We start from the raw sequence: 26,392 nt of genomic DNA on the forward strand, positions 1-26,392 counted from the left end.
GTTAATCGGGTTCAGGTGGGAGTCCATCATGGAAGAAAGAAATCCACCATTGGTGCACAGGTTAAAAGCACCATTGATGTTGGCTGGGGGTGAGGCCAACGATCACCAATATCTGCTTCCTGCAGGAACCAGTCTGTACTTCGACCAAGCTTTTCCGGAAGGATTCGTGAGGTACAAAATTTATGTGAATGTGGAGGGCGTTTCATTGGATGCCGCTCCGCCAAAAGATAAATTCTGGTTGGATCCTTTGACTGCTTTCCCGGTCAGACAAGAACAGCTGGGCAAGCTTTTGAAAGACTATCCATTGACCAAAGACGAGTTGCGCGGAATCTTGGGCAGTGGCGGTTTGTCAAAGGACGATATTCGCGCTCTGCTGGATGAATATTCTCGATGAGCTTGAGTGGCTTCTGAGTGTGTTGGCGGTGAGGGATGAACAGGTGATGGGGTTCGATCTAATCAGGGCTCAAACCACCTCGGCCACCACCTGATTGCGCCCGCGCGCTTTGCCCTGGTACAGCGCGCTGTCCGCCCGATTCACTGGCGCGTCCACGGGCTCCTCCAGTCGGTGGCTGCTGACACCAAAGGTCATGCTGACCTTGATGCACTTCGAGTCCACGAACACCTCGACCTCGGACACTTTCTCGCGCAGTCGCTCAGCCACCATGGTCGCTGCCTGCAGGGTGGCATTGGGCATCAGGATCAAGAATTCCTCACCGCCCCAGCGCGCCACGCTGTCTTGCTCGCGCACGGCCTGGCTCAACACCTGGCTCACGGACTTGAGCACCGCGTCGCCCACGGCATGGCCATGTTGGTCATTGATGGACTTGAAGTGGTCGATGTCGGCCAGCACGAAAGCCAGCGGTGCCAGGTGCCGCTTGCGCTGCGTCAATTCGTAGTCGGCCACCTCCAAGAGGCTGCGGCGGTTGAGCAACTTCGTGAGGGGGTCGGTGGTGGCCAGGATGCGCAATTGTTTTTCCGCTTTGCTGACCAGCTTCATGTACAGGTTGGACAGGTAGAACAGCAGGGCGAAGGTGGCCGCGAGATTGAAGGCCCGCAAGGTGGACAGCACCTCGGCGCTGAGTTCGTGGAGGGGCCGCAACTGGTGCATGGTGAGGTCCAGGGCCACGTAAAGCACGAAGACGAGGCCCGACAGGAGGTACTTGGACGAACGCCGGCGCATGGAGCTGATGACCACCACCGGCACCATCACCAACAGGTAGTAGTGGAAGCCGCTGTCCCAGCCGATGGACCGCACGGCCAGTGCCGCGTGAATCAGCACTTCGGACACGATGAGGATGGCGGCCAGCATGTTGCGCCGCATTTTCAGGCAGCCATAACTGACCGTGAACAAGGTCACGCTGCCCAGGTTGACCCAAGCCATGGTGGTGGCGTCGAGCCAGTAGAACACGCCAGCAAACAGCAGGTGAGTGACACCGGCCACAAGGCTGACCTGGTACATCAGCTTCCAGAAAGAGCGCGAAGTGTCGCGGGATCCAGGCTTGACGGGGGTGGTGGCAGAAAGGGTCGACATCGTCCTCGGATATCGACCCCTTTTTGCCTGAACTTTAGGCCAGCCTGGCTTTGGGGCGGGTCAACACGCTTTTCAGCGCGACGCCCGTGTGGGTGCGCGCCTTCACCAGCGCTTCGGGCGGGCCTTCGGCGACCACCTGGCCGCCACCGGTGCCGCCTTCCGGCCCCAGGTCCAGCACCCAGTCGGCTTCGGCGATCACGTCCAGGTCGTGCTCGATGACGATGACGCTGTGGCCGGCGTCGACCAGGCGGTGCAGCACATGGATCAGCTTGGCGACGTCGGCCAGGTGCAGGCCTACAGTGGGCTCGTCCAGCACGTACAGGGTGTGCGGCGCCTTCTGGCCGCGGCGCGTGATGTCGTCGCGCACCTTGGTCAATTCGGTCACCAGCTTGAGGCGCTGCGCTTCGCCCCCGGACAAGGTGGGCGAGGGCTGGCCCAGGGTCAGGTAGCCCAGGCCCACGTCCTGCAGCAGCTTGAGCGGGTGCGAGATCGACGGCATGGTGCCGAAGAACTCGACGGCCTCGTCGACCTCCATTTTCAAGACGTCGCCGATGTGCTTGCCGCGCCAGGTGGCGGTCAATGTTTCGGCGTTGAAGCGCATGCCGTTGCAGGCGTCGCAATGCACTTTCACATCGGGCAGGAAGGCCATTTCGATGGTGCGCACGCCCTGGCCTTCGCACTCGGGGCAGCGGCCATCGCCGGTGTTGAAGCTGAAGCGGGCGGCGGGCCAACCGCGGGCGCGCGCTTCCAGCGTGTCGGCGAAGAGCTTGCGGATGGTGTCCCAGAAGCCGATGTAGGTGGCGGGGCAGGAGCGCGGGGTCTTGCCGATGGGTGTCTGGTCGACTTCGAGCACGCGGTCGACCGCGCCCCAGCCGTCGACGCCCGCGCAGCCGTGCCACAGCGGTGCAACGGTGGCACGGTCGCGCGGATTGATGGCGACGGCGGCCTGCACATTGGCCAGCAGCACGTCGCGCGCGAAGGTGGACTTGCCCGAGCCGCTGACGCCAGTGATGGCGACCAGGCGCTTGAGCGGCACCGAGGCGGTCAGGTCTTGCAGGTTGTGCAGGCGCGCGCGCTTGACGGTGAGCAAGGGCGTGTCGGCGTCGGGGTGGCGGCGCGGGTTGAGCGGGTGCTGCATGGGTTCACGCAGGCAGCGGCCGGTGATGGAATCGGGCGCGTCCATGATGCTTTGCACCGTGCCTTGCGCGACGACGGTGCCACCGCGCACACCGGCGCCGGGGCCGATGTCGATGACGTGGTCGGCGCGGCGGATGGTGTCTTCGTCGTGCTCGACGACGACGAGGGTGTTGCCCTCTTGGCCGAGCGTGTGCAGGGCGTCGAGCAGCAGCTGGTTGTCGCGCGGGTGCAGGCCGATGGTGGGCTCGTCGAGCACGTAGCAGACCCCTTGCAGGTTGGAGCCGAGTTGCGCGGCCAGGCGGATGCGCTGTGCTTCGCCGCCCGACAGCGTGGGTGCGGCGCGGTCCAGGCTCAGGTAGCCCAGGCCGACCTGTTCCATGAAGCTGAGGCGCGACTTGATCTCGCTGACGATGTCGCGGGCGATGGTGGCTTCGCGGCCATTGAGCTTGAGCTGTTCGCCCCAACCGCGCGCGTCCTTGACGGACAAGGCCGAGACGTCGGCGATGCCCTGACCACGCAGCAGCACCGCGCGGGCCACGGGGTTGAGGCGCGCGCCGTGGCAGGTGCTGCAGGCGGCGTCCTCTTCCACGCCTTCGACATCGGGCTCGGCGAAGGTTTGCTCGCGGCCCTTGTTGTCGTCTTGCGGGGAATCGTCGAGCACCTTGCGTTGTTCGCGGGTCAGCTCCAGGCCGGTGCCGACGCAATCGGGGCACCAGCCGTGCTTGCTGTTGTAGCTGAACAGGCGCGGATCCAACTCGGGATAGCTGGTGCCACACGAGGGACAGGCGCGTTCGGTGGAGAAGACCTTGACCTGGCCAATGTGCAGGGTGGAATCGCCATTCGTCAGGGCTTCGGACAGGCCATCCAGTGGCGTCAACAGGTTGACCACGCCCTTGCCATGTTCCAGGGCCTTGGCCAGCAGCTCGCGCAACTGCGCCTCGTTGGCGGCGTTGACCACGATGTCGCCCACCGGCAGTTCGATGGTGTGCTCGCGGTAGCGGTCGAGCTTAGAGGCTTCGGTGCGGCCCCAGCCTGCGGTGGCCACGAATTCCCCATCGACGCGCAGGTGCGTGAAGCCGCGCGCGGCGGCCCACTTGGCCAGCTCGGTGTAGATGCCCTTGCGGTTGACCACCAGCGGCGCCAACAGGCCGATGTGCTGGCCCTTGTAGTCGCGCAGCCACTGCGCCGCGATGGCCTCGGGCGTTTGCGGCAGCACGGGGATGGGGTGGCCGTGGTGGTCGATGCAGGCGGGGTTGGTGCAGTGCTGCACGCCCAGCTTCACGTACAGCAGGCGCAAAAAGTGGTGCACCTCGGTGGTGGTGCCGACGGTGCTCTTGCGGCCGCCGCGCGACAGGCGCTGCTCGATGGCCACGGTGGGCGGGATGCCGTAGACGGCGTCGACCTCGGGGCGGCCGGCGGGCTGCACCAGCGAGCGTGCATAGGCGTTCAGCGATTCAAGGTAGCGGCGTTGGCCTTCGTTGAAGAGGATGTCGAACGCCAGGGTGGATTTGCCCGAGCCCGACACACCCGTGACCACGTTGAACTGGCCGCGCGGAATGTGCACGCTCAGGCCCTTGAGGTTGTTCTCGTGCGCGTTGACGACCTCGATGCTGGTGGCGCCGGGCGCGTGCAAGGCGCGTTCGCGCCGGTCTTCGCGGCGGCGATCACGGCGTGCCTTGATCAGCGATTGCAGCGAGACGCCGTCCTGGCGTTCGTCCGAGGGCACGTCGACGTGGTAGCCGGCCAGACGCTCGGCCGCGATCAAGGCGGCACCGCTCATGCCCATCGCGTCTTCGTATTCGCGCAAGGCCAGGGCCGTGTGAGAGCTGGTGTGCTGCTTCAGGTCATCGGGGGCGCCAGTGGCGACCAGTTGGCCGCCCGCGTCGCCGCCCTCGGGGCCGAGTTCGATCAGCCAGTCGCAGGCGCGGATCACGTCCAGGTTGTGCTCGATCAGGATGATGGAGTTGCCGGCATCGATCAGCTTGGCGAAGGCCTTCATCAGCTTGGCGATGTCGTCGAAGTGCAGGCCAGTGGTCGGCTCGTCGAACATGAAGAGCGTGCCCTTGCGCGCCGTGCGCTGGCCACTGCTGGACGCGTGCTTGGCAGCATCGACCAAATGGCCGGCCAGCTTCAGGCGCTGTGCTTCGCCGCCCGACAAGGTCGGCACGGGCTGGCCCAGCTTGACGTAGTCCAGGCCGACATCCACCAGCGGTTGCAGCGTGCGCACCACGTCGACATCCTGCGCGAACAGGCGCGCGGCTTCGGCCACGGTCAACTCCAGCACATCAGAGATGCTGAGCTTGCGGTTCAGGCGTTCGATGGTGACTTCGCGCACCTCGGCGCGGAAGCGTGTGCCGTCGCAATCGGGGCAGCGCAGGTAGACGTCGCTCAGGAACTGCATCTCGACGTGTTCGAAGCCCGAGCCGCCGCAGGTGGGGCAGCGGCCCGTGCCCGCGTTGAAGCTGAAGGTGCCGGCGGTGTACTTGCGTTCGCGCGCCAGTTCGGTGACCGCGAAGATGGTGCGCACCGCGTCGAAGGCGCCCACATAGCTGGCGGGGTTCGAGCGTGCCGTCTTGCCGATGGGCGACTGGTCGACGAAGCTGACGCTGCTCAGCCAATCGGCGCCCAGCAGTTCATCGTGCTCGCCCGGGCTTTCGGTGGCCTGGCCGAAGTGGCGCAGCAGGGCCGGGTGCAGGATGTCCTGGATCAAGGTGGACTTGCCCGAGCCCGACACACCCGTCACGCCCACCAGCCTTTGCAGCGGGAATTCAACGGTCAGGTTCTTGAGGTTGTGCTCGCGCGCGCCCTGCAGGATCAGTTTGGGCGTGCTGGCCTGCACGGGGCGGCGCAGGCCGATGTGGATGCTTTTGCGGTTGCCCAGGTAGGCGCCGGTCAGGGTGTCGGCATCCTTCAATTCATCCGGCGTGCCATCGAAGACGATCTGGCCGCCCTGGTGGCCCGGCCCGGGGCCCATGTCGATGACGCGGTCGGCAGCCAGCATCACGGCGGGATCGTGCTCGACCACCACCAGGGTGTTGCCCGCATCGACCAGGCGCTGCATGGCCTCGTTGATGCGGTTCATGTCGCGCGGGTGCAGGCCGATGCTGGGCTCGTCCAGCACGAACAGGGTGTTGACCAGCGAGGTGCCCAGCGCGGTGGTCAGGTTGATGCGCTGCACTTCGCCGCCCGACAGCGTGCGGCTTTGCCGGTCGAGTGTGAGATACCCCAGGCCGACATCGACCAGGTACTTCAAGCGGTTGCGCACTTCGTCGAGCAGCAGTTGCAGGGCTTCGTCGTGGCCGCGCGATGGCAGGGTCACGAAGTTGAAGAAGCGCTGCAGTTGCTGGATGGGCAGCAGCATCACGTCCTGCACGTTCAGGCCGGGCAGGGTTTCGAGTTTCTCGCGTGGCAAGGCCACGGCTGCGGGCATGAAGCGCTTGGCCGGGGCCAGCACGGCATCGGCATCTTGGATGCTGCCCAGGCGCCACAGCATCGATTCGGTCTGCAGGCGCGCGCCATCGCAGGTGGGGCAGGTGGTGTAGCTGCGGTACTTCGACAAGAGCACGCGGATGTGCATCTTGTAGGCCTTGCTTTCCAGGTAGTCGAAGAAGCGCGTGATGCCGTACCACTGCTTCTTCCAGTTGCCCGTCCACGCCGCATCGCCATGCAGCACCCAGTGCTGGTGTTCGGCGCTGAGCTGCATCCAGGGCGTGTCGCGCGGGATGCCAGCGGTGCCCGCGTACTTCAGCAGGTCGTCCTGGATCTCTTGCCAGGCGGGCGTCTGGATGGTCTTGATGGCGCCTGACCGCAGCGTCTTGTGCTTGTCGGGGATGACCAGGCCCCAGTCGACGCCAATGACGCGGCCGAAGCCCCGGCAGGCCGGGCAGGCGCCGGAGGCAGAATTGAAGGAAAACATGCCCGGCGTGGGCGCGCTATAGCGGCGGTTGCTCTCGGGGCAGTGCAGGCCGCTGGAGAAACGCCACAGTTCGGGTTCTCCACCGTCCTCGCCTTCCGAGGGCGCCTCGGGCAGTGCGTAGACGGTGATGTGGCCGCCACCGCGCTTGAAGGCCACTTCCAGCGCTTCCATGACGCGTGGCAGGTCGAGGTCAAGGCCGCCAGGATCGGCGCCGATGCGGAAGCGGTCGGCCACCACGTCCAGCACCAGGCGTTCGCCGGCCTGGGCTTCCAACGCAGCGGCCTTGGCGGTCTTGGTTTTCTTGGCAGGCTTCTTGCCGATGTCATCAACGGCGGGTGCGGTGGGAGCGGTCTTGACCACCCGCTGCGCCTGGATGCGCGTGAAGCCGCTGCTGGACAGCCATTCCTGCATCTGCTCGGTGCTGGTGTTGGCGGGCAGTTCGGCCCCAAAGGTGACGACCACACGGCGGCCACCGGGCGTTTGGGCACAACGCGCCAGCAAGGTCGTGTACACCGACTGCGGCGAGTCTTCCGACACGAGTTGCCCGGTGTCCTGGTCGAACAATTGCGCCGCCCGGGCGAACAAGAGCTTCAGGTGGTCGTTCAGCTCCGTCATCGTGCCCACGGTGGAGCGCGAGGTGCGCACCGGGTTGCTCTGGTCGATGGCGATCGCGGGTGGCACGCCGTCCACGCGGTCCACGGCGGGGCGGTCCATGCGGTCCAGGAACTGGCGCGCATACGCGCTGAAGGTCTCGACGTAGCGGCGCTGGCCTTCGGCGTACAGCGTGTCGAACACCAGCGAGGATTTGCCCGAGCCACTGGGGCCCGTGACCACGGTCAGCTCACCCGTGCGGATGTCCAGGTCGAGGTTCTTGAGGTTGTGCTGGCGGGCACCGCGGATGCGGATCGTTGACGACATGGAGAAGACCTTGCGCAGAGGAGGGCTGCCGAAGCAGTGGCGCAAGCATTCTAGGGAATCGTCAATGACCTTGTGATTTCACCGACAGGCCCCGCCGAGGCCTCGCGTTCAGGCCTGTGCCAGGCGCTGGATGGGTTGTTCGTCGCTCAGGTTTTCGCACAGCAGGCGCAGGCGGTGCATGTCGTTGGGCTGCAGATTGCCGGCGCGCAGCATGATGGCCCGCTGGATCGCGCGCAGCCGGAATTGCAGTTCGTTCTCGATCGCTTCCAGTTCGCCCGCGTCGTGGTGGTCCACGGCTTCCTTGCTCCACAGGCCGCTGGCGTTCCAGCCCAGGCGCAGTCGGTTGAGCAGGTGCTGGGCCAGGCCCAGGGCGTCTTTCAGGGCCGGGGATTCGGCGATGGTCAGCAAGGCGCTGGCATGGTCCTGGGCGGTGAGCATGGCCTGGTCGAGCTTGGCCAGGTTCAGGCGGATCTGCTCGTCGCTCGAGGCGGTGGACAGGGCTTCCTGCGTGCGCACGGCCTTCGAGATCAAGCCCACCCACTGCAAGTCGAATTCGCCAGGCACCACGCGCAGGGCGACGCTGGCGCGGGCCAGGTGAGGCTGCTCGCCGCGCAGCACGTTCAGCGCGGCCTCGGTCACGGCCAGCAGCATGCCTTGTGGCGAGATCTGGCCGCGTTGCAGCGCATGGGGGTAGCCGGAGCCATCCAGGTGCTCATGGTGCTCGGCCACGGCGCGCGCCACGATGGGCGGGTAGTTGGTCAGCTGGGTGATCAGCAGGTAGCCGATGTGCGGGTGCACCACCAGTTGCAGGTAGCTTTGGAAGTCGAGCGCGCGGTCGGCGTCGGCCTCGTTGAATTGCGGGGCGATGTACATCTCGCCGAGGTCGTGCAGCAGGCCGCACAGCATGGCCAAGCGCAGGTCGTGGACGCTGCCGCCGTGCTCCAGCATCAATGCGCCGTTCAGGGCCATGGCCTGCACGGCGTGCTCGTAGGTGGCGGGGCGAGAGGCCTGCGCGGCCGTGAGCAGCAGTTGGGCCACCGAATGCAGTGGAATGTGGGCGGCTTCGCGCACCAGTTTTTCGGAATGGCGCAGCAGCAGCGTGGTCAGGGGCGTGTCTTGTGTCAGCAGCGTCTTGAGCGACTGCACCAGCGAGTGCGGCGTCACGCCGTCCTCCACCATCAGGCAGCTTTCCAGGGGCTGGCGCAGCTGGCGGTCCAGCAGTTTGCGTTGCAGTTCTTGCGACACCGGCTGGTTGCGCGCCCACAACTTGATCCCCGTCATGTCGAAGATGTCGTGAGAGGCAATGATGTGCTTGGTCTCGCTGGCTTCCAGGATGGTGGCCAGGGCATGGGGGTTCGCGGTCGAAAAACTGGCGACGCGAGCGGGGGTGTTCATGACGGATCTCCTGACGATGGTCTTCGTCTGTGATTCGGCAGAAGTCACGCCCGGATTGAGGCCTCAATGGTTACCGGATGTATCAGGCGTTGTGTCAAGGGAAGGTCATCCGTTCGGCCAGCTCGCGCAGCTTGGGGTTCTTGGCGTAGATGATCTTCAAGTCCTTGTATTCGGGCCTGGCGAGGTGCACGCGCATTTTCTTCAGCGTCTGCTCGGGCAAAACGGTGACCGCGAAATTGGCGATCGCGAGAGGAATCATGCCGCCCGGGTCGGCGCTGCCCGAGATCTCGACCTCGGTGTGCTGCGGGTTGACCGGCGTCAGGCGCCACTTGGCGCGCATGCTGGGCAGGCGCACGAAGCCTTCCTGGCGGGGCAGGATGCCTTCTTCGCTTTCGACGTCGGCGTGGATGGTGAGGGTGACCGGGTCCTGCCGGACCTTGACGTGCACGATGACGTCGCGCGGACTGACGGGCCAGATGCCTTTCATGGCCAGGTACACGTAGGAGTCATCGACGTGCTCACCCTTGATGAAGCGGGATTCTTTCAGCATGAAGAACCACTCGGGCATGGCCGGCACGTCGGCCAGCATGGCGGCCACCTGGCGCAAGGGGGCGTCGATCTGCATCACGCCCCGGAAATTCTTCAGCACCTGGCCGGGCACCTCGCGGGTGTAGAGCTGGATGCCTTCGGTGTCCTTGTGCAATTTCCAGTCTTCCTGGGCCAAGGCCTGGGACGGAAGCAGTGCAAAAGTCAGCAAAACGGCCAACAAGGTGGCGGACAGGGGGCGTGGGTTCCACATGGCGTGATTATGGGTCGCGCGCTTTGTGGCCTAATAGAGGGTTAATCATCCATCACCGGAGCCATCCATGGGCAACAAGATCGTCACCGAAGCAGACCGCAAGGCCACTCCCCGTCCCCCCGCCATCCCTGGCGTGACCCCCACGACCGGCAAGGGCCAGAAGCGCAGCCTGGAACGTGGCACCGCCACCCGCAGCAAGAAGAACCCTGGCAAGCGTTCGAAAAGTGGCGGTTAAAGCCTTTTCGGGTCGAGCAAGAAAAACGGGCGCCTGCGGGGCGCCCGATTTCATGGTGCGGTGAAAAAAGGGCTCAGCCCTTCTTCTCGCCCAGCAGCACGGGCTTGAGCGAGGTGTCCACCGGCTTGTCGCCCAGCCAGATCTTCAGCAGGGCGTTGTAGAACAGGGGATCGGGCAAGGGCTCGACGATGGGCTTGCCGTTCAGGGTCAGCACGGTGCCGGTGCCGGGCACCCAGTCGGACAGGATGACGTCGCCCTTCTTCAAGGCGCCGATCGTTTCGAACATCTCGCCGAACTTCAGCAACTGGTTGACGAACTTGGTCTTCTCGTCTTTTTCCAGGTTCTTGTTGATCGCGCCCATGAAGCTGGAGCCGAACTCCTCGCCGCTCACGTCGCGCATCATCACCAGCTTGAAGCGCTTGGGCCCCGGGGCGCCCAGGATGTCGGCCACGGTGGTTTTCTTCTCGTTCAGGTAGATGCCCAGCACATAGACCTTGAACAGCACCTTGATGCGAACGCCAGCGTTGCTGAGCACCAGGTCTTTGCCCGCCACCTTGGCGTTGTCTTCCAACTGCACGCCGGCCACGTCCATGGCTTGCACGGGCGCTTGCGTGGCCAATGCCAGGATGGCGGCGGTAAGGATCGATGAAGTGAATCGTTTCATGGGGTCTCTTCCGGTTTGAAGTTGATCAAGCAGCCGCGTTTTCAAGCTTGAAGACGCTGACCACCTTGGCCAATTGACTGGCCTGGTTCTGCATGGATTCCGCGGCGGCCGCGGCTTGTTCAACCAAGGCCGCATTCTGCTGGGTCACGCCATCCATCTGGTGGATGGATTGGTTGACCGACTCGATGCCATGGCTTTGCGATTGGCTGGCGGCGGTGATTTCGCCCATGATGTCGGTCACGCGTTTGACGCTGGCGACCACGCCGTCCATGGTGGTGCCCGCCTGGCTCACCAGCTTGCTGCCCAAAGCCACTTGCTCGACCGACTCGCCGATCAGCCCCTTGATTTCCTTGGCGGCCGTGGCCGAGCGTTGGGCCAGGCTGCGCACCTCGCCCGCCACCACGGCGAAGCCGCGGCCTTGCTCGCCAGCACGGGCCGCTTCCACGGCGGCGTTCAGCGCCAAGATGTTGGTCTGGAAGGCGATGCCATCGATCACGCCGATGATGTCCACGATCTTGCGCGAAGAAGCGTCGATCGAACCCATGGTGGCCACCACCTTGGACACGACCTGACCGCCTTCGGCCGCGACGTCCGAGGCCGAGGCCGCCAGCTGATTGGCCTGGCGCGCGTTGTCTGCGTTTTGTTTGACGATCTGCGTCAGTTCGGCCATTGAGCCCGATGTCTGTTGCAGCGAGGCCGCCTGTTGCTCCGTGCGGTTGGACAGGTCCAGGTTGCCCGAGGCGATCTGGGTCGAGGCCGAGGCGATGGATTCGGTGCCCAGCCGCACTTCGCCCACGATGCGTTGCAGGCTGGTGTTCATGTGCTGGAGCGCCTGCATCAACTCTCCGGTCTCGTCCTTGCTCTTGGTGACGATGGTGCTGGTCAGGTCGCCCTGGGCCACGCGCTTGGCCACGGCCACGGCGCGGTTCAGGGGGATGGTGATGCTGCGTGTGGTGAACAGGCCCACCAGGATGCTGGCCACGCTGGCGGCCGAGGCCAGCACCAGGATGAAGAGGCCCGTCTGCTTGGCCAGTTGCGTGGAACTGGCGCCGGCCGATTCCATCTCCTTGTTCTGTTGCTCGATCAGCTTGTCGAGCGCGGCGAAGTACTTGGTCTGCACCGGGCGCACCGAGAACAGGTACTTCACCATCGCGTCGTCTTTCTGGTTGTCGTTCACCATGCCGACGAAGGCGGTCTGGGCCTTGATGGATTTTTCGCGCAGGGCCACGATGCTGGCCAGCAGCTTGACGCCTTCTTCATCCTTGATGCTTTTTTGCAGCCGCGCGATGTTCTCGTCGGTGAGCTTCATCACCTTGTCGATGTTGGCCAGTTCGGCCTTGATCTGGCCGTCGTCGCTCATGACCAGCGTGCTCAGCATGCTGCGCGAGATTTCATTCAGATCGCTCTTCATCTTGTTGGCGATCACGGTGCGCGGATAGTTCTCGCCGACGAGGCTGGCGATCTCGCTGCTGAGTCCGGAAATCCGGATCAAGGCCAGGGCGGCCAGCATGATCAAAAGGGCAATCACCAGGCCGAAGCCCATGGTCAATCGTTGTCCGATGCGGATGTCTCTGATGTTCATATGGTCCCAAGCAGGCCCGCACAAGGCCCGATCCTTTGCATTTCGGCATGTGGCGCAGGCACTTGAGTCCAAAAGTAACCGCCGCCCTGCAAAATAGGGGCATGAACACGACAGAGTCCTGGGACCATCCCCGCCCGCACATCCTTCGCGTCACGGTCGAAGAAAAGCACATCGATTTGATGCGGCACACGAACAACGTCAACTACCTGCAATGGCTGGAAAACGTGGCCTGGGATCATTCCGAAAAGCTGGGTTTGTCGCCGGTTCAGTACGAGGCGTGCGGACATGGCCTGGTGGTGCGGCAGCACGAGTTGAACTACCTGGCCCCCACCTTGTTGGGTGATGAGTTGTTGCTCGGCACATGGATCACGTTGGTCGATAAATTGTCGCTGTACCGTGCTTTCCAGTATGTGCGCGCAAGCGATGGCAAAACGGTGTTCAGGGCGCGCACGCACTATGTGTGCGTGGACATCGCGCAAGGGCGCGTCAAGCGCATGCCTTTGGAATTCTCGACGGTGTATTCAGCCGCTGCGGTGGCCGCGGCATGAGCCACGCCGAGCGCTCGCACACCCGCCTGCGCCTGCTGGAACGGTACGAGTTGCAGGCCACCAGCGCCGAGATCTTCGAGATGGCCAAGCTCATCGCGCACGGCCATGCCACGCTGGTGGCCCGCCAGAGTCGGCATGTGGGCCACTGGCGGCTGGCCTACAAGGGCCGGCAATTGCTGCTGGTGTTCGACCGACAGCGCCGCAGCATCATCACCGCTTTGCCGCCATCGCCTTGACCTGGGGCGGCCTTTCTTGGACCCGTGCCCGGCTCAAGCCGGTGCCAAGGCCTGGGGCAGCACCTCGTCGATGAAAGCGCGCAAGGCCTGCACGCGGCGGCTGCTGCGCAAGTCGCGGTGGTAGATCAGCCAGAGGTCGCGGGCCAGTGCGCTGGTGTCCACCGGCAAGCGGACCAGGCTGGCGTTGGTGCGGGCCAGGTAGTCGGGCAGGACGCCCGCCCCCATGCCCGCCGCCACCGCCACCATCTGTGCGTTGACGCTGTTGCTGGTGAAAACGGCTTGGCCATGGTCCGCGAAGGCTTGCGCCACCCACTGGGCCACGGGCAGGTGGCGCCAGGTGCTGTCCCAGCCGATGTGGGGCAGTTGCGTCCAGTCCACCGTGTCGGTGTCCCTGCCTTGCAGCAGGCTCGGCGCGGCGTACAGGCTGAAGGGCACGCTGGCCACCCGGTGCATGACGTGGTCGGCTTGCGCGCCGGACATGGCGGGGTCCAGCATGCGCAGGGCCAGGTCGGCTTCGCGGCGCGTCAGGTCGGCCTGGGCGTGGCCCAGCACCAGTTCGACACGCAGGGCAGGGTGGCGCTGCTGCAGCAAGGGCAGGCGCGCGGTCAGGAGGTGCACGCCCATGCTGTCGGACGCGGCCAGGCGCACCAGGCCCGTGACCTTGTCGGCCTCGGCGGCCACGCTGCTGCGGCGTTCGACGGCCTGGGTGCTGCGCTCGACCTCGGCCACGCGGTCGAACAACTCGCTGCCGGCGTCGGTCAGCAGGTAACCGGTGGACAGGCGCACGAACAGGCGCATGTTCAGGCGTTTTTCCAGCGCGCCGATGTGGCGCGACACCGTGGAAGCGCTGGTGCTCAGCTGCAAGGCCGCCCGCGACAGGCCGCCATGACGGGCCACGGCCAGGAAGTACTTCAGGTCGTTCCAGTCGAAACCGGCGGCGGCATCGTCGGGTGGGCCGAGGCTTTGCGATTGTGGAAAACGCTTTTGCATGGACTGGCTTGCGTGGAGGCGGGCCAGGGATGATAGTCGGCTGACCTTGTGACCGTGCCGAGCCCACCATGAACCTCGTTTATCTGCGCCTTGTTTTGACCGCCCTGATGTGGGCGGGCATGTTCCACGTGGGCCAGTACGCCGTGGCGCACATGTCGCCCCTGGCGGCGGCAGCTTGGCGCTTCGGCCTGGCCGCGCTGATTTTTCTGCCGCTGGTGGCCTGGCGTGAGGGCTGGTCGCTCGATGGCCTGCGGCGCAACGCTTTGGTGCTGACCGTCATGGCGGTGGTCGGTGTGTTCGGCTTCAACATGGGTTTGTTCTATGGGCTGCAGGCCACCTCGGCGGTGAACGGCGCGCTGATCGTGGGCGTGAACCCGGCGCTCACCGCGGTGTTGGCGGCCTTCATCAACCGGCGCCTGCCCAGCGCTGCACAGGTGGTGGGCCTGGTGCTGGGGTTGATCGGGGTGGTCGTCGTGGTCAGCCATGGTTCGTGGGCCACGCTGGCCTCGCTGCACGTGGCCTCGGGCGATGCGCTGGTCTTGCTGGGCGCGCTGTGCTGGGCCATTTACACCGCCTTGCCGCAACGCTTCGTGAAGGGGCTGTCGTCGGTGCAGGTGGCGGCCAGCACGGTGACGGGCGGCGCGGTGCTGATGGTGGGCTTGGCCTCGGTGGCCACGACCGATCTGGTGCAGTGGCCTTCGTGGCCCATGCTGGCGGCCATCGGCTTCATGGGCGTCTTCGGCTCCGTGCTGGCCTACCTGTGGTGGAACGATGGCGTGAAGGTCGTCGGCCCGACGCAAGCGGCCATCTTCATGAACTTCGTGCCCTTGTTCGCCACCCTGATCGGGGTGCTGCGAGGCCAGCATGTGGGCGCGGCGCAATGGGTCGGGGCGGCCCTGGTGGTGGGCGGGGTGCTGGTGTCGGCTTTGTGGAAGAAGCAGCCTGCCTTGGCGCCTGCGGCGGTGAACGTGGCCGGTGGTGGTCAGCAGTTTTGCAAGGCGTGAGCCTTACTCGATGACCTTGACCAGTTGCCCCGGCTTGGGCTCACCCCCGGCATACACCCCATTGATCAAGCGCAGTTGCTGTTCGGCCTGCTGACCCCAGGGAGAAGGCTTGGCCAGTTGCGGAAAGCCGCCCTTGGGATAAGGCAGGAGCTTGATCACCCAGGGGCGTGCGGCGTTGCGGTCGGCGGGCGTCAGGGCCCGGAACGAGGCCTCGGCTTCGCGCATCTGATCGGCGGCGCGCTGCAAGGCGGCCGCGTCCTTGGAAGCGTAGCCCAGCAGGTAGTGCCGGTTGGCGGGCCCCGTCACCACCGTGGCTTCGATGCGCTGGGCCTGCCCTTGCTGGTTGCGGCGCGCGCCCATGAAGTGGGTGGCGGGCAGGCCGCTCACGGTGCGCGGCTCGACGCGGCCTTGCTCGGGCTGGATGACGTTTCGGATGATTTCTTCGTGCGTGTTGCCTGCGTTGGCAGGGATCGTTTTGATGACCAGGCCGGCATCGCCCGCGCCATTGAGCAAGGCAATGGACTGCGAGGTGTTCTGGATTTTCCAGCCCTCGGGGGCGGTCACCGCGATGCCCAGGGGCTCGTGGTAAAAGTTTCGGCCACGGGTCAGGCCTTGCTCGCGGCCTTCGCCAAAGGTCATGCCCTTGATGGTGTCCAGGTAGCGGGTTCGGCCATCGTCGCTGTGGGCGCTGGCGGGGTAGTTGGCCGCGATCTGCGTGATGTCGGCCAGGCGCTTGTCGTTGCTGGGGTGCGATGACAGCCAGTTGGTGCGCGCACCGGGTTGGCGGCCTTCGGCTTTGGCCTGGTCATCGGCGAAGCGCTCCTGGTTCTTCAGCACGGTGATCACGTTGACCATGTTCTGCGGGTCGTAGTGGCTGCGGGCCAGGTACTCCGCGCCCAGCTGGTCGGCCTGCAATTCCTGGTCGCGCCCATACGAGGCGATGTAGCCCGCCGCCAGGTTCTGCGACACCTGGCTGCTCAACTGGCCCGCGCCGCTCACCCCCTGGCTTTCGAGCACGGCGCCCAGCAGGGTGGCGGCCAGCACGCCGAAGCCGGCGGTCTGCTGGCGGGTGGCCCGTTGCGCGCCATGGCGGGCGGTGACGTGGCCGATCTCGTGGCCGATCACGCCGGCCAGGTCGGCCTCGCTTTCCATGTAGGCCATGATGCCGCGCGTCACGTATACATAGCCGCCGGGCAGGGCGAAGGCGTTGATCTCCGGGCTGTCGAGCACGGTGAAATGCCATTCGATGGTGTTGCGGTGCGATTGCCTGGCCAGGCGCTGGCCCAGCTCATTGACGTAGGCCTGCACCTTGGGGTCGTCGTAGACGCCGTACTCCTTGAGGACCTGCTGGTGGCCCTTCTCGCCTTCGGCGATCTCGGCCTTCTCGTCCATCACCGTTCGTTCGGTCAGGCCCGAGACGGGGTTGGTGACGGTGGCGCAGCCGGCCAGCAAGGCCGCGGTCAGCAGGCAGGGGATGAGCTTGGCGCACATGGTCATGGCGGGGCGAAACTTTCTGACGGTGAGGTGGCTCAGGCCACGTCGATGACGAAGTCGTCGTGGAAGGCGGCTTGCTCGCCTTTGCTGGCATAGCCGCGGGGGTTGGCCACCACGCGGCAGCCCCGGTGATGGTAATCATGTGGGCAGTGCAGGTGGCCGTGCATCCACACCTGGGCCAGGGGCAGCAGCTCGTCGTGCGAGTTGCAGAAGCCGGCGGTGCCGGGCGTGCGGCCATAGCGCGGGTCGGCGCTTTCCAGGGTGGGCGCGAAATGCGTCACCACCACGGTGCTGCCCTCGAAGGGCTGGGCCAGGGCCTGGCGCAACCAGGTCTGGCAGTCCAATGACATCTCGCGGATGCCTTCGGCCAGCACGGGCTCGCCTTGCTGAAGCGTGCTGTTTTTGCGCAGGTAGAAGTTGGCCGCTCGGAAGGCCTTGTCCCGCAGCTTCAGTTGCTTGGTGAGGTCTTGCTCTGCCACGGCGAAGGCATCGAAATCGCTCCACAGCGTGGTACCGATGAAGCGCACGCCGTCCAGGATGATCGCCTCCCGGTCCAGCCAGGTGATGCCCAGGTCGGCGCAGACTGCGCGCAAGCGTGTGCCGGCCTCGTTGAACTCCAGGCCGTCGTACTCGTGGTTGCCGGGCACGAAGAGCACTTGCCGCCAGGGCGCGCCTTGCTTGGGCGAAAACCGCGCCAGGCCGAAGTCGTCCTGGGCCAGGCGCGAACCGCTCTGGTAGGAGCCAATGTCGCCCGCCAGCACCAGCACGTCCACGTTGGGCGCGGCCTTGGGTTGGAAGTCGGGGTATCGCTCCAGGTGGAGGTCGGACATCAGCTGTATGCGCATCGCGCCGCAGTCTATACGAAGCCTTTTCTCCGGCCAGTGGCAACAGCGGCGTCCCGGGCGCGGCCGCCTTTTTCGGCCCAGGTTCGCGTCCAGCGCACCTGCACCAGGCGCAGCATCAGCAGCATGGCGGCCGCCAGCACTGCGAAGGCCACGAAGCCCCAGAGGTAGCTGCCGGTCAGCTGCTTGGACTGGCCCATGGCGTTGGGGATGAAGCCACCGCCCAAGGCCCCGATCTCTCCGATCATGGACCCGGCGACGGCGGTGGTGAGCGGCCAGCGCAACGGCACCAGTTGGAACAGCGCGCCATTGCCCGCCCCCAGCGCCGCGAAGCAGAGCATGAAGAGCAAGGTCGTCGCCACCACCGAGGAACCCGCCAGTCCGCACAGGACCAGGGTGGCGCACACCAGCACCAGCACGCCGCTCAAGGTGTTGATGCCGCCGATGCGGTCCGACACGTGGCCGCCCACCACGCGCACCACCGAGCCCATCAGCGTGGCCAGCATGGTGAGTTGCCCCGCTTCGACCTTGGTGACCTTGAACTGGTCGTGAAAATAAGTGGGGAGGAAGCTGGCCAGGCCGATGAAGCCGCCGAAGGTGATGACGTAGATCAGGCTGAAAGACCAGCCGTCTTTCTCGAACAGGCAAGAGACGTGTTCGCGCAGCGATTGGTGTTCTTCCACATCGGGCGGCTCCTTGGCGCAGAACCACATGACCAGCATCGGCAGCAGCATGGTCCCCGCGGCCAGGCCGTAGACGGTGGTCCAGCCATAGGCCACGGCCAGCGGCGGCGCGAACAGCACGGCCAGCACCGTGCCCGAGTTGCCAGCCCCGGCGATGCCCATGGCCAGGCCCTTGTACTGCGGAGGAAACCAGCCGGAGCCCAGCGACAGCGCCACGCCGAAACTGCCCCCGGCGATGCCCAGCAGCACCCCCATGGCCAGCACCTCGCCGTGCGTGTTGACGAAAAGATAGCCGTACAGCAGGGCGACGACGATCAGGCTCATCTCGACCATGGCCGCGTTCTTGCGGCCGATGTACTGCGAGAGCACGCCCAGCGGAAAGCGCATCAGTGCGCCGGCCACGATGGGCACCGACACCATGAACCCCTTCTGGGCGGCGTCCAGGTTGAAGGTCTCGCTGATGAAGGGCGCCATGGCCCCGTTCAGCACCCAGACGGCGAAGGTGAAGTCGAAGTACAGGAAAGCGGCCAGCAGCGTGGGCCAATGTCCGGAGCGGAGGAAGACCTTGAAATCAGACACGGCGTGCTCCTGAATTTCCGATCTTTCCGGACAAGCAAGAGGTGTGCAAGGCACCCTCTTGCCCGGGATCGCTCAGCTCAGGCGCCGTGGCACTGCTTGAACTTCTTGCCGCTGCCGCAATGGCAGGGGTCGTTGCGGCCCAGCTTGGGCGTCTCATGCTTCACGGTGGTCACCTTGATGCGCTCGGCCACGCCCACTTCGGCCAGGTCGACCACGTCGAACACCAGCTGCTGGATGCCTTCGTCGAGGTTGCGCAGGGGGTGTTCCTGGTCCAGGGCCTTGGTCATTTCGGCCTGGGTTTCATCCTGCTCAGGCAGGTGGCGCCACAGCGAATCGAGCAGGTCGGGCACGCCGGGCTGGCCCAGGTCTTCCAGCTGCGGGAAGTTGGCCAGGGCCCATTCGAAGCCGGCCACCCAATAGCCCAGGCCTTCCATGGCGTCCTTGCCGGTCAGCAGCTTGCCGTCGTCGTCTTCCAGCTGCGGCACGATGGGGTCGAACCAGCCGCCTTCGAGGATGCCGCGCAGGATTTCTTCGCGGCGACGCTCGATCAGGGCCAGCAGCCGCGTGTTCTGCGCCTCGGTCCAGCCTTCCATGGCGGTGGGCACCTTGCCGCTTTCACCAAAGATGGGCGGCAGCCACTGTTCGGGCGTCAGCAGCACGGGCTGCACCAAGATGCCGCACAGGTAGCCGTCCAGCATCACCGCGTCCACGGCCTCGTAGGGGGCGGGCACGCCGGCGAGCAGGTCGTCCAGCTCGTTGATGTCGGCGTCGCTGAGCGGCGGGACCGTGTTGGGGCGGTTGGTGGGTTGGGTGGAAGGCGTGGTCATGGGTTCAGCGGGAAAAACAGGGCGGACGAAGGTGTCCAAAGGGGGGATTGTGCCGGGAATGCTTTATGCGTTGTTCAAGGGGTCGCTGTCACGGCTCAGAAAGGATGCACCATGCTTGACACCACGTCGACCAAATTTTCCCACGTCCGCCCTGAAGACACCTCCTGGCGCTCCGATGGTTTGAGGGATTTCTTCCTCTACAAGGACCTTGGCGTGGCCGATGCCACCAACGGAAAAGTGATCGCGCACCTTGTGAAGGCGAACCATGCGCCAGAAACAGGCACGGGCTGGCACCGGCACGAGGCTGATTTCCAGATCGTGATCATGACCAAGGGCTGGGCCCGCTTCATGTACGAAGACCAGGAAACCCTGGTCAAGGCGGGCGACTGCGTGCACCAGCGCCCCGGCATCAAGCATTACCTGTTCGACTATTCGCCCGACATGGAGTACCTGGAGATCGTCGGCCCGGCCGATTTCAAGTCCATCGACGTGGAGCCGGTGTGCGACATCCCGACCCCCACGCCCTGGAAGTGACTCAGAACTCCACGTCCAGTTCGTCGATGTTGTCGATCTGCTCGGCCTTGGCGGCGCTGAACCATTCCTTCATCTCGGGTTCGGCCAGCATGAGGTCGCGGTAGGCGGCGCAGGCCTCGTCCAGCTTCACGTCGTAGGTCGCGAAGCGCGTGCAGACCGGCGCGTACATGGCGTCGGCCACGCTGCGCTTTTCGCCGAACAGGTAAGGGCCGCCGTAGGTGTCCAGGCAGTCGCGCCAGATGCTGCAGATGTGGTCGATGTCGGCCTGGGCACGCGACCAGATCTTGAACTTGGGAAAGTGCCCGCGCAGGTTCATGGGCAGCGAGGAGCGCAGGGCGCTGAAGCCCGAATGCATTTCGCCGCTGATGGCGCGGCAGTGCGCGCGGGCCTTGGCATCGGCCGGCAGCAGGCCCGCCTTCGGGCAGACCTCGTTGAGGTACTCGGCGATGGCCAGCGTGTCCCACACCTTGATGCCCTCGTGCGTCAGGCAGGGCACCAGGATCGAGGACGACAGCAGCAGAATTTCGGCGCGCGTGGATGGGTCGTCCGGCGGCAGCACGTTTTCGGCGAACGCCAGGCCCGAAAAGCGCGTGAGCAACCAGCCGCGCAAAGACCACGACGAGTAGTTCTTGCTGGTGATGGTCAGGGTGGTGGTCGTGGTCGGCGCCTTGGCTGCCGACTTGGGTGCAACCTTGGTGGCGGTGCGGGCGCGCGGAGGGGCAGAGGCGGTGGTGGCCATGGTGTGTGGGGTGGAGCGAGTGGCGAAGCCGATGGGGCAGACCCGTGCAAGGGACGTGCCATGTCCGCTTGAGGCGCCATGGCGCGCAACTTGCAGGTCACTGGGCAACGTTGCCAACCCAGGATCCGCTCATGCTGTATTCCACCTATCAGGCTCAGCACAATGTGCTCGAGCCATGGCGCGTGATGGCCCAGGGCATGTCCGAGTGGCTGCACCAGGTGCTGCCCGAAGGCCCCACGCAGAATTCCATGTCCGAAATGGCTGCAGGGGGCCTGATGGTCCGCGGCCTGGCCGCCGCCAGCGAAGTGGTCGCCCGCATGCGGCTGACCCACGCCCGGCCCTCGTTCGACTTGCCCACGGTGGTGTCCCAGGGCATGGAGTGCGGCATCACCGAAGAGGCCGCCATGGTCACGCCCTTCGCCACCCTGCTGCACTTCAAGAAGGATCGCAACCTCGACCAGCCCCGCGTGCTGCTGGTCGCGCCCATGTCCGGCCACTTCGCCACCCTGCTGCGCGACACCGTCAAAACACTGCTGCAGGACCACGATGTCTACATCACCGACTGGCACAACGCGCGCGACGTGCCCATCCGCCATGGCCGCTTCGGCCTCGACGAGTACACCGAGCACCTGATCAAATTCCTGGACCGCATGGGCCCTGGTTCGCACCTGATGGCCATCTGCCAGCCCTGCGTGGCCTCGCTGGCCGCCGCTTCGTTGATGGCGCAGGATGCCCACCCCGCGCAGCCGCGCAGCCTGACCCTGATGGCCGGCCCCATCGACTGCCGCGTCAACCCGACGGCGGTGAATGCATTGGCCATCAGCAAACCCATGAGCTGGTTCGAGTCCAAGATGATCCACACCGTGCCGCTGGGGCAGAAGGGCGCCTTCCGCAAGGTCTACCCGGGCTTCGTGCAGCTGTCGGCCTTCCTGAGCATGAACATGGGGCGTCACATCAAGGCCTTCCAGGACATGCAGCAGTTCATCGCCTTGGGCGAGCACGAGAAGGCTGCGCACACCAAGGCGTTCTACGAAGAATATTTCGCCGTCAGCGACCTGCCCGCCGAGTTCTACCTGGAAACCGTGCGGGTCGTTTTCCAGGACTACGACCTGCCGCGCGGCGAGTTGATGTACCGCGGCATCAAGGTCGAGCCGCAGGCCATCCGGCGCACTGCGCTGTTCACGGTCGAAGGCGAGCGCGACGACATCTGCGCCGTGGGCCAGACCGTGGCCGCGCAAGACTTGTGCACCTCGGTGCGGCCCTATTGGCGCACGCAGCACGTGCAGACCGGCGTCGGCCACTACGGCGTGTTCAGCGGGCGGCGCTGGCAGAACGAAATCTACCCGCGCGTGCGCGACGTGATCCACCAGACGGCGGTCTGACACCGCCTGCGTCCGGCTCATCCGATGGCCATGACTTCCCTGAGGTGCTGCAAGGATGCCAGGTTCTCGAGGGTCGACAGATCGCCCGGGTCCCGGCCTTCGCAAACGGCCTGGATGACGCGGCGCAGCACCTTGCCCGAGCGCGTTCTGGGCAGGGCGTGGACGAAGTGGATGCTGGCCGGCCGGGCCAGGCTGCCCAATTGCCGGTCCACCGCCTGCACCAGTTCAGCGGCCAGGGCGATGCGGTTCTGGTGCTGCGTGACGTGCACTGGATTGCGCGGTACCACGAAGGCATGCGCCACCTGGCCTTGAAGTTCGTCGCTCACGCCGACCACGGCCGCCTCGATCAGGCCAGGGTGGCTGAGCAAGGCGTTCTCGATCTCGCGGCCGTCCAGGCGCAGGCTGGCCACGTTGATCACATCGTCCGTGCGTCCGAGGATGAAGTAATAGCCCTCGGCGTCGCGCATGCCCCAGTCGAAGGTGTTGTAGGTCTTGCCGCCGCGAAAACTGCGCCAGTAGGTTTGCGTGAAGCGCAGGTCGTCGCGCCACACGGTTTGCAGGCAACCCGGGGGCAGGGGGCCCTCGATCACGACCACGCCCCGCTGACCAGGCTCGGTCACCTCTTTGCCGCTGGACTCGTCCAGCAGCTTGACCTGGTAGCCCACCATGGGCACGCCGGGGGAGCCGACCTTGATGGGCTGGTCGGGCTGCACGCCGCGCGCCATCCCCAGGACGGGCCAGCCGGTTTCGGTTTGCCAGTAATGGTCGACCACGGGCTTGCCCAGCACGCCCCCGATCCACCGCGAGGTAGGTTCATCCAGCGTTTCACCCGCCAGGAACAGGTGCTTGAGGCTGCTCAGGTCATGGCGTTGAATGGGCTCGGGCCCGTGCTTCATCAGTTCGCGGATCGAGGTGGGCACCGAGAACAGCACGCTGACCCGGTGCTTTTCGACGAGCGACCACCAGATCGATGGGTCCGGCTGGAGGGCATTGCCCTCGTGCACGATGCTGGCCATGCCGGCGATCAAGGGGCCATAGACGATGTAACCATGCCCGCCGGCCCAGCAAATGTCGCTGGTGCAGAAAAAGGTTTCGCCCGCCTGGCCGTCGTAGACCTGGTCCATGGAGGTGGCCAGCGCCACGGCATAGCCGCCGGTGTCGCGCTGCACCGCCTTGGGCCGGCCGGTCGTGCCGCTGGTGTAGAGCGTGTAGCTGGGGTGGTTGGACTCGACCCACTCGCAGGGCACGATGGCGTCCATCACGTCGTGGCGGGCTTGGGCATAGTCCACATCCTGGGGCGCGGTCATGGTCACGGAGGCCAAGTTCCGGTTCACCACCAGCACCTGCTGCACCGGCCGGTTGGCCATGCCGATGGCCTCGTCCAGCACGGGCTTGTAGGGCACGATCTGGCCGCCGCGCGAACCCGCGTCGACCGTGACCACGACCCTCGGGGCCGCGTCGTCGATGCGTTGGGCCAGCACCTGGCTGGCGAAACCGCCATAGACCACCGAATGGATGGCGCCCAGCCTGACCGTGGCCAACATCGCGATCACGGCTTCCGGCACCATGGGCATGTAGATCATCACCCGGTCGCCCTTGACCACACCCAGGTTCTGGAGCACGGCCGCCATGCGCTGCACTTCGACGAACAACTGCCCGTAGCTCAGGGTGCGCTCGGTGCCGGTTTCGGTGGACACGTGGATCAGGGCCGGCTGGTCGGCCCGGTGGATCACGTGCCGATCGACCGCGTTGTGGCACAGGTTGGTCAAACCGTGGACGAACCAGCGCGTGAAGGGCGGGTTGCTGTCATCGCACACCACGTCGAATTGGCGGCGCCAATCGATGCGCGCGGATTGTTCTTGCCAGAAGCCGTCCCGATCGGCGATGGACCTTTGGTACAAGGTCGAGTAGTTCATTGTTGTAAGACCCCCTGCGGTGCTCTTTTGGGTTGATCTCGCTTTGGATCAAACGGAGCCCGTGAAGGTGGATGCTAGCGTGGGAACAACCCCTTGGATAGGGGCGTTGCGCGCTGGGGTCAGATGAAGACCGCGGCGCGTCGCAGGATCAGCAGGCCAAAAAAGCCCAGGCCCAGCACCACCATCCACTTCAGCGTTTGAACGGCGCGTTGGCGCCAGATGACCTGGCCCGTCACGGTGTAGGCCGCCAGGCACAAGACCATGGCCAGGGCCATCAGCAGAACCATCCAGCGGAACAGAATCATTGGAGCTTTCTCGGGCTTGTCGGCCTGATCACCAGGCGGGGGCCAGTTCGGCCATGCCCTTGGGGGCCTTGGCCTCGTCGTCGAAGGTGACGATCTCGTAGGCCGAGGGATCGGCCAGCAAGGCGCGCAACAGCACGTTGTTCAGCGCATGGCCTGACTTGTAGGCGCTGTAGGCCGCCAGCAGGGGCCGGCCCACCACGTAAAGGTCGCCAATGGCGTCCAGGATCTTGTGCTTCACGAACTCGTCGTCGTAGCGCAGGCCATCGCTGTTGAGCACGCGGTGGTCGTCCACCACGATGGCGTTGTCCATGCCGCCGCCCAGGCCCAGGCCGCGTGCGCGCATCACTTCGAAGTCCTTGGCGAAACCGAAGGTGCGGGCTCGGGCGATGTCGCGCTTGTACTGGCCGCTGCTGAAATCGAACTCCACGCGCTGGCCGGTCTGGTCCACGGCGGGGTGGTCGAAATCGATCTCGAAGGCCAGTTTGTAACCATGGTACGGGTCCAGGCGGGCCCACTTCAAGGTGCGGCCCTCGCCTTCGCGCACTTCCACGGGCTTGATGACCTTGATGAAGCGTTTGGGGGCTTTTTGGAGCTCGATGCCGGCGCTTTGCAGCAGGTAGACGAAAGAAGCCGACGATCCATCCAGGATGGGCACCTCTTCGGCGGTGATGTCCACGATGAGGTTGTCCAGTCCCAATCCGGCGCAGGCGGACATCAGGTGCTCGATGGTGTTGACCTTGGGCAGGCCGGGGTCGCCGTTGGGCGAAATGGTCGAGGCCATGCGCGTGTCGCACACGGATTGCGCATTCACGGGGATGTCGACCGGGTTGGCCAAGTCCACCCGCCGAAACACGATGCCGGTGTCGATGGGGGCGGGGCGCAGGGTCAGTTCCACCCGTTGGCCGCTGTGCAGCCCCACGCCCACTGCGCGTGTCAAGGATTTGAGGGTGCGTTGTTGCAGCATGGGGGGATTATCGGGGCAGCTCAAAAAACACGTTCAACCAGGTATTTTCCCTCGGTTGTCGTCGGTACCAAGTGTCTTTCCGAATACCGAGGCGCGTTAAGGAGTGTAAAGATAGGTGACGTACTTTGTGCAAATGGCACCAGTTGTTACCGAATGAGTCGCCCATGCCCAGCTTCACCTTCACCTTTTCCAGCACGTCCACCTCTCCGGTGAGCCAGCCCCTGCCGGAAAAAGGCATGATGAATCCGTTGATGGGCGTGCTGACACAGGTCCGCAAGGAAGTCGATGCCAAGCGTGGTCTCGGCATTGGCAACACCATCATGAGGATGATCTCGGTGATGTGGTTCGCCGGCCAGCATCGCGAGGTTGTGCAAGCCATTTCGGGCGTCCACACCAAGGATTTGTTGAAGACCTATTCGCGCGCGGTCTACCGTTACACCTTGCCCTACCTGTCGATGCGTTTCGACCGCCTTGAGCGTCAGCAAATGCTGGTGGGGCACTACGAGTTCGTCAACCAATCGCTCCACAAGGCATTCTTCCAGCGCGTGCTGGCCGATTCCATGAGCCTGTGGCAGCGCGAAATCAATGGCAGTGTGTTCTCCATTGGCGTGGGCGGACCTTGCCTGCACCGTGAGGGCGACCTCACCCTGGTGTTCAAGATGGACGGCTGCCCGCTCTACCGCATCGCATTTTCGCTGGTCAAAGCGCCCCTGCTGAAGGTGGACGCCGGGACCTCCAGCCATGTCGCCTACGTGGGACAAGTGCAGGGCTACCCTGACCGCTTCGCCCAGATCCGCCAGGCCACCCGCCTGTGCCGCGACGTGGCGCCCGCCGACCTGTTGATGGCCGCGATGGCTGGCCTGGCCCGTGCGCTCGACATCACCCTGGTGGCTGGCGTTGGCGTGGAGGACAGCCTGTCCTACAAGAACCTGGTCGAACTGAACACCAGCAGCAGCTACGCCGATTTCTGGGCCAAGTTCCAGGGCATGCGCAACGAAGGCGGCCACTACACCTTGCCCTTGCCACTGGCCGAGAAGTGCATCAGCCAGGTCAAGGCCAACCACCGTGGGCGCACGCTGGCCAAGCGCGAGTTGAAGAAAAGCATCACGGACGAGGCCGAAGCGATGATGCGGCCGATGGTCCTGACCGGGCGGCGCTGAGCGCCGGAGTGC

The 26,392-nt window shown here is 65.0% G+C and carries 23 protein-coding genes; 8 read left to right on the forward strand and 15 right to left on the reverse strand.

Annotation, left to right across the window (positions count from 1 at the left end; translation table 11 throughout):
- Positions 1-28: 28 nt before the first annotated feature.
- The gene (locus ACREB4_RS16055) at positions 29-394 is read left to right on the forward strand and encodes a hypothetical protein (protein WP_431589239.1); all 366 of its coding nucleotides are present in this window, start codon (positions 29-31) and stop codon (positions 392-394) included.
- Between the two features lie 69 nt (positions 395-463).
- Here ACREB4_RS16055 and ACREB4_RS16060 read toward each other — a convergent pair whose 3' ends face one another.
- From ACREB4_RS16060 to ACREB4_RS16075, 4 genes are all read right to left on the reverse strand, one after another.
- Positions 464-1,531 (reverse strand): GGDEF domain-containing protein, encoded by a 1,068-nt coding sequence (locus ACREB4_RS16060; protein ID WP_431589240.1) that lies wholly within the window; start codon positions 1,529-1,531, stop codon positions 464-466.
- Between the two features lie 34 nt (positions 1,532-1,565).
- Positions 1,566-7,502, reverse strand: a complete 5,937-nt coding sequence (gene uvrA / locus ACREB4_RS16065) for an excinuclease ABC subunit UvrA (protein WP_431589241.1) — start codon at positions 7,500-7,502, stop codon at positions 1,566-1,568.
- A 108-nt stretch (positions 7,503-7,610) separates the two neighbouring features.
- Complete coding sequence (locus tag ACREB4_RS16070) at positions 7,611-8,897, reverse strand: HD-GYP domain-containing protein (protein WP_431589242.1); 1,287 nt, start codon at positions 8,895-8,897, stop codon at positions 7,611-7,613.
- Positions 8,898-8,991: 94 nt separating this feature from the next.
- Positions 8,992-9,696 carry an START domain-containing protein gene (locus ACREB4_RS16075; RefSeq protein WP_431589243.1) on the reverse strand — a complete coding sequence of 235 codons (705 nt, stop codon included), beginning with the start codon at positions 9,694-9,696 and terminating at the stop codon, positions 8,992-8,994.
- 67 nt (positions 9,697-9,763) lie between these two features.
- Here ACREB4_RS16075 and ACREB4_RS16080 point away from each other — a divergent pair, with 67 nt between their 5' ends.
- A complete protein-coding gene (locus ACREB4_RS16080; RefSeq protein ID WP_431589244.1) occupies positions 9,764-9,931 on the forward strand; it encodes a hypothetical protein in 168 nt (55 codons plus the stop codon).
- A 73-nt stretch (positions 9,932-10,004) separates the two neighbouring features.
- On the opposite strand, the gene ACREB4_RS16085 is transcribed toward ACREB4_RS16080, so the two are convergent.
- Positions 10,005-10,595: a chalcone isomerase family protein gene (locus ACREB4_RS16085; protein WP_431589245.1), complete on the reverse strand. Its 591-nt coding sequence runs from the start codon at positions 10,593-10,595 to the stop codon at positions 10,005-10,007.
- 25 nt (positions 10,596-10,620) lie between these two features.
- A complete protein-coding gene (locus tag ACREB4_RS16090; RefSeq protein WP_431589246.1) occupies positions 10,621-12,177 on the reverse strand; it encodes a methyl-accepting chemotaxis protein in 1,557 nt (518 codons plus the stop codon).
- 101 nt (positions 12,178-12,278) lie between these two features.
- Between ACREB4_RS16090 and ACREB4_RS16095 the strand changes: the two genes are divergently transcribed.
- The gene (locus tag ACREB4_RS16095) at positions 12,279-12,725 is read left to right on the forward strand and encodes an acyl-CoA thioesterase (RefSeq protein ID WP_431589247.1); all 447 of its coding nucleotides are present in this window, start codon (positions 12,279-12,281) and stop codon (positions 12,723-12,725) included.
- Complete coding sequence (locus tag ACREB4_RS16100; protein WP_431589248.1) at positions 12,722-12,961, forward strand: hypothetical protein; 240 nt, start codon at positions 12,722-12,724, stop codon at positions 12,959-12,961. Before ACREB4_RS16095 ends, ACREB4_RS16100 begins: the two co-directional genes overlap by 4 nt.
- A gap of 33 nt (positions 12,962-12,994) precedes the next feature.
- On the opposite strand, the gene ACREB4_RS16105 is transcribed toward ACREB4_RS16100, so the two are convergent.
- On the reverse strand, positions 12,995-13,951 hold the full coding sequence (locus ACREB4_RS16105; RefSeq protein WP_431589249.1) for a LysR family transcriptional regulator: 957 nt from the start codon (positions 13,949-13,951) through the stop codon (positions 12,995-12,997).
- A 68-nt stretch (positions 13,952-14,019) separates the two neighbouring features.
- Here ACREB4_RS16105 and ACREB4_RS16110 point away from each other — a divergent pair, with 68 nt between their 5' ends.
- Positions 14,020-14,955 (forward strand): DMT family transporter, encoded by a 936-nt coding sequence (locus ACREB4_RS16110; RefSeq protein ID WP_431589250.1) that lies wholly within the window; start codon positions 14,020-14,022, stop codon positions 14,953-14,955.
- A 3-nt stretch (positions 14,956-14,958) separates the two neighbouring features.
- Here ACREB4_RS16110 and ACREB4_RS16115 read toward each other — a convergent pair whose 3' ends face one another.
- From ACREB4_RS16115 to ACREB4_RS16130, 4 genes are all read right to left on the reverse strand, one after another.
- Positions 14,959-16,452 carry a M48 family metalloprotease gene (locus ACREB4_RS16115; RefSeq protein ID WP_431589251.1) on the reverse strand — a complete coding sequence of 498 codons (1,494 nt, stop codon included), beginning with the start codon at positions 16,450-16,452 and terminating at the stop codon, positions 14,959-14,961.
- Positions 16,453-16,484: 32 nt separating this feature from the next.
- Entirely contained in the window at positions 16,485-17,294 is an 810-nt protein-coding gene (locus tag ACREB4_RS16120) for a metallophosphoesterase (RefSeq protein WP_431589252.1), read from the reverse strand.
- 11 nt (positions 17,295-17,305) lie between these two features.
- The gene (locus ACREB4_RS16125; protein ID WP_431589253.1) at positions 17,306-18,553 is read right to left on the reverse strand and encodes an MFS transporter; all 1,248 of its coding nucleotides are present in this window, start codon (positions 18,551-18,553) and stop codon (positions 17,306-17,308) included.
- Positions 18,554-18,630: 77 nt separating this feature from the next.
- Positions 18,631-19,380: a UPF0149 family protein gene (locus ACREB4_RS16130; RefSeq protein WP_431589254.1), complete on the reverse strand. Its 750-nt coding sequence runs from the start codon at positions 19,378-19,380 to the stop codon at positions 18,631-18,633.
- 111 nt (positions 19,381-19,491) lie between these two features.
- On the opposite strand from ACREB4_RS16130, the gene ACREB4_RS16135 reads away from it, so the two are divergent.
- Positions 19,492-19,914, forward strand: coding sequence for a cupin domain-containing protein (locus ACREB4_RS16135; protein WP_431589255.1), 423 nt, complete (start codon positions 19,492-19,494; stop codon positions 19,912-19,914).
- Between the two features lies 1 nt (position 19,915).
- Here ACREB4_RS16135 and ACREB4_RS16140 read toward each other — a convergent pair whose 3' ends face one another.
- Positions 19,916-20,653, reverse strand: coding sequence for a glutathione S-transferase family protein (locus tag ACREB4_RS16140; protein ID WP_431589256.1), 738 nt, complete (start codon positions 20,651-20,653; stop codon positions 19,916-19,918).
- 131 nt (positions 20,654-20,784) lie between these two features.
- Between ACREB4_RS16140 and ACREB4_RS16145 the strand changes: the two genes are divergently transcribed.
- A complete protein-coding gene (locus ACREB4_RS16145) occupies positions 20,785-22,035 on the forward strand; it encodes a polyhydroxyalkanoate depolymerase (protein WP_431589257.1) in 1,251 nt (416 codons plus the stop codon).
- A gap of 17 nt (positions 22,036-22,052) precedes the next feature.
- Here ACREB4_RS16145 and ACREB4_RS16150 read toward each other — a convergent pair whose 3' ends face one another.
- The 3 genes from ACREB4_RS16150 to lpxC form a co-directional block, all read right to left on the reverse strand.
- Positions 22,053-23,951: a propionate--CoA ligase gene (locus ACREB4_RS16150; RefSeq protein ID WP_431589258.1), complete on the reverse strand. Its 1,899-nt coding sequence runs from the start codon at positions 23,949-23,951 to the stop codon at positions 22,053-22,055.
- 119 nt (positions 23,952-24,070) lie between these two features.
- A complete protein-coding gene (locus ACREB4_RS16155) occupies positions 24,071-24,256 on the reverse strand; it encodes a hypothetical protein (RefSeq protein WP_431589259.1) in 186 nt (61 codons plus the stop codon).
- Positions 24,257-24,284: 28 nt separating this feature from the next.
- Positions 24,285-25,220 (reverse strand): UDP-3-O-acyl-N-acetylglucosamine deacetylase, encoded by a 936-nt coding sequence (gene lpxC / locus ACREB4_RS16160; RefSeq protein ID WP_431589260.1) that lies wholly within the window; start codon positions 25,218-25,220, stop codon positions 24,285-24,287.
- A 164-nt stretch (positions 25,221-25,384) separates the two neighbouring features.
- On the opposite strand from lpxC, the gene ACREB4_RS16165 reads away from it, so the two are divergent.
- Positions 25,385-26,380 carry a DUF535 family protein gene (locus ACREB4_RS16165; protein WP_431589261.1) on the forward strand — a complete coding sequence of 332 codons (996 nt, stop codon included), beginning with the start codon at positions 25,385-25,387 and terminating at the stop codon, positions 26,378-26,380.
- Positions 26,381-26,392: the final 12 nt, after the last annotated feature.

This window comes from Aquabacterium sp., assembly GCF_050725395.1.
Classification (GTDB): Bacteria; Pseudomonadota; Gammaproteobacteria; order Burkholderiales; family Burkholderiaceae_C; genus Aquabacterium.

Excerpts from the sequence above, each read along its gene's own strand:
- uvrA (WP_431589241.1), bottom strand. The coding sequence starts at position 7,502 with ATGTCGTCAACGATCCGCATCCGCGGTGCCCGCCAGCACAACCTCAAG.
- ACREB4_RS16100 (WP_431589248.1), top strand. The coding sequence starts at position 12,722 with ATGAGCCACGCCGAGCGCTCGCACACCCGCCTGCGCCTGCTGGAACGG.
- ACREB4_RS16120 (WP_431589252.1), bottom strand. The coding sequence starts at position 17,294 with ATGCGCATACAGCTGATGTCCGACCTCCACCTGGAGCGATACCCCGAC.
- ACREB4_RS16150 (WP_431589258.1), bottom strand. The coding sequence starts at position 23,951 with ATGAACTACTCGACCTTGTACCAAAGGTCCATCGCCGATCGGGACGGC.
- ACREB4_RS16085 (WP_431589245.1), bottom strand. The coding sequence starts at position 10,595 with ATGAAACGATTCACTTCATCGATCCTTACCGCCGCCATCCTGGCATTG.
- ACREB4_RS16070 (WP_431589242.1), bottom strand. The coding sequence starts at position 8,897 with ATGAACACCCCCGCTCGCGTCGCCAGTTTTTCGACCGCGAACCCCCAT.
- ACREB4_RS16165 (WP_431589261.1), top strand. The coding sequence starts at position 25,385 with ATGCCCAGCTTCACCTTCACCTTTTCCAGCACGTCCACCTCTCCGGTG.
- ACREB4_RS16080 (WP_431589244.1), top strand. The coding sequence starts at position 9,764 with ATGGGCAACAAGATCGTCACCGAAGCAGACCGCAAGGCCACTCCCCGT.
- ACREB4_RS16075 (WP_431589243.1), bottom strand. The coding sequence starts at position 9,696 with ATGTGGAACCCACGCCCCCTGTCCGCCACCTTGTTGGCCGTTTTGCTG.
- ACREB4_RS16095 (WP_431589247.1), top strand. The coding sequence starts at position 12,279 with ATGAACACGACAGAGTCCTGGGACCATCCCCGCCCGCACATCCTTCGC.
- ACREB4_RS16145 (WP_431589257.1), top strand. The coding sequence starts at position 20,785 with ATGCTGTATTCCACCTATCAGGCTCAGCACAATGTGCTCGAGCCATGG.
- ACREB4_RS16105 (WP_431589249.1), bottom strand. The coding sequence starts at position 13,951 with ATGCAAAAGCGTTTTCCACAATCGCAAAGCCTCGGCCCACCCGACGAT.
- ACREB4_RS16115 (WP_431589251.1), bottom strand. The coding sequence starts at position 16,452 with ATGACCATGTGCGCCAAGCTCATCCCCTGCCTGCTGACCGCGGCCTTG.
- ACREB4_RS16140 (WP_431589256.1), bottom strand. The coding sequence starts at position 20,653 with ATGGCCACCACCGCCTCTGCCCCTCCGCGCGCCCGCACCGCCACCAAG.
- ACREB4_RS16055 (WP_431589239.1), top strand. The coding sequence starts at position 29 with ATGGAAGAAAGAAATCCACCATTGGTGCACAGGTTAAAAGCACCATTG.
- ACREB4_RS16110 (WP_431589250.1), top strand. The coding sequence starts at position 14,020 with ATGAACCTCGTTTATCTGCGCCTTGTTTTGACCGCCCTGATGTGGGCG.
- ACREB4_RS16060 (WP_431589240.1), bottom strand. The coding sequence starts at position 1,531 with ATGTCGACCCTTTCTGCCACCACCCCCGTCAAGCCTGGATCCCGCGAC.
- ACREB4_RS16130 (WP_431589254.1), bottom strand. The coding sequence starts at position 19,380 with ATGACCACGCCTTCCACCCAACCCACCAACCGCCCCAACACGGTCCCG.
- lpxC (WP_431589260.1), bottom strand. The coding sequence starts at position 25,220 with ATGCTGCAACAACGCACCCTCAAATCCTTGACACGCGCAGTGGGCGTG.
- ACREB4_RS16090 (WP_431589246.1), bottom strand. The coding sequence starts at position 12,177 with ATGAACATCAGAGACATCCGCATCGGACAACGATTGACCATGGGCTTC.
- ACREB4_RS16155 (WP_431589259.1), bottom strand. The coding sequence starts at position 24,256 with ATGATTCTGTTCCGCTGGATGGTTCTGCTGATGGCCCTGGCCATGGTC.
- ACREB4_RS16135 (WP_431589255.1), top strand. The coding sequence starts at position 19,492 with ATGCTTGACACCACGTCGACCAAATTTTCCCACGTCCGCCCTGAAGAC.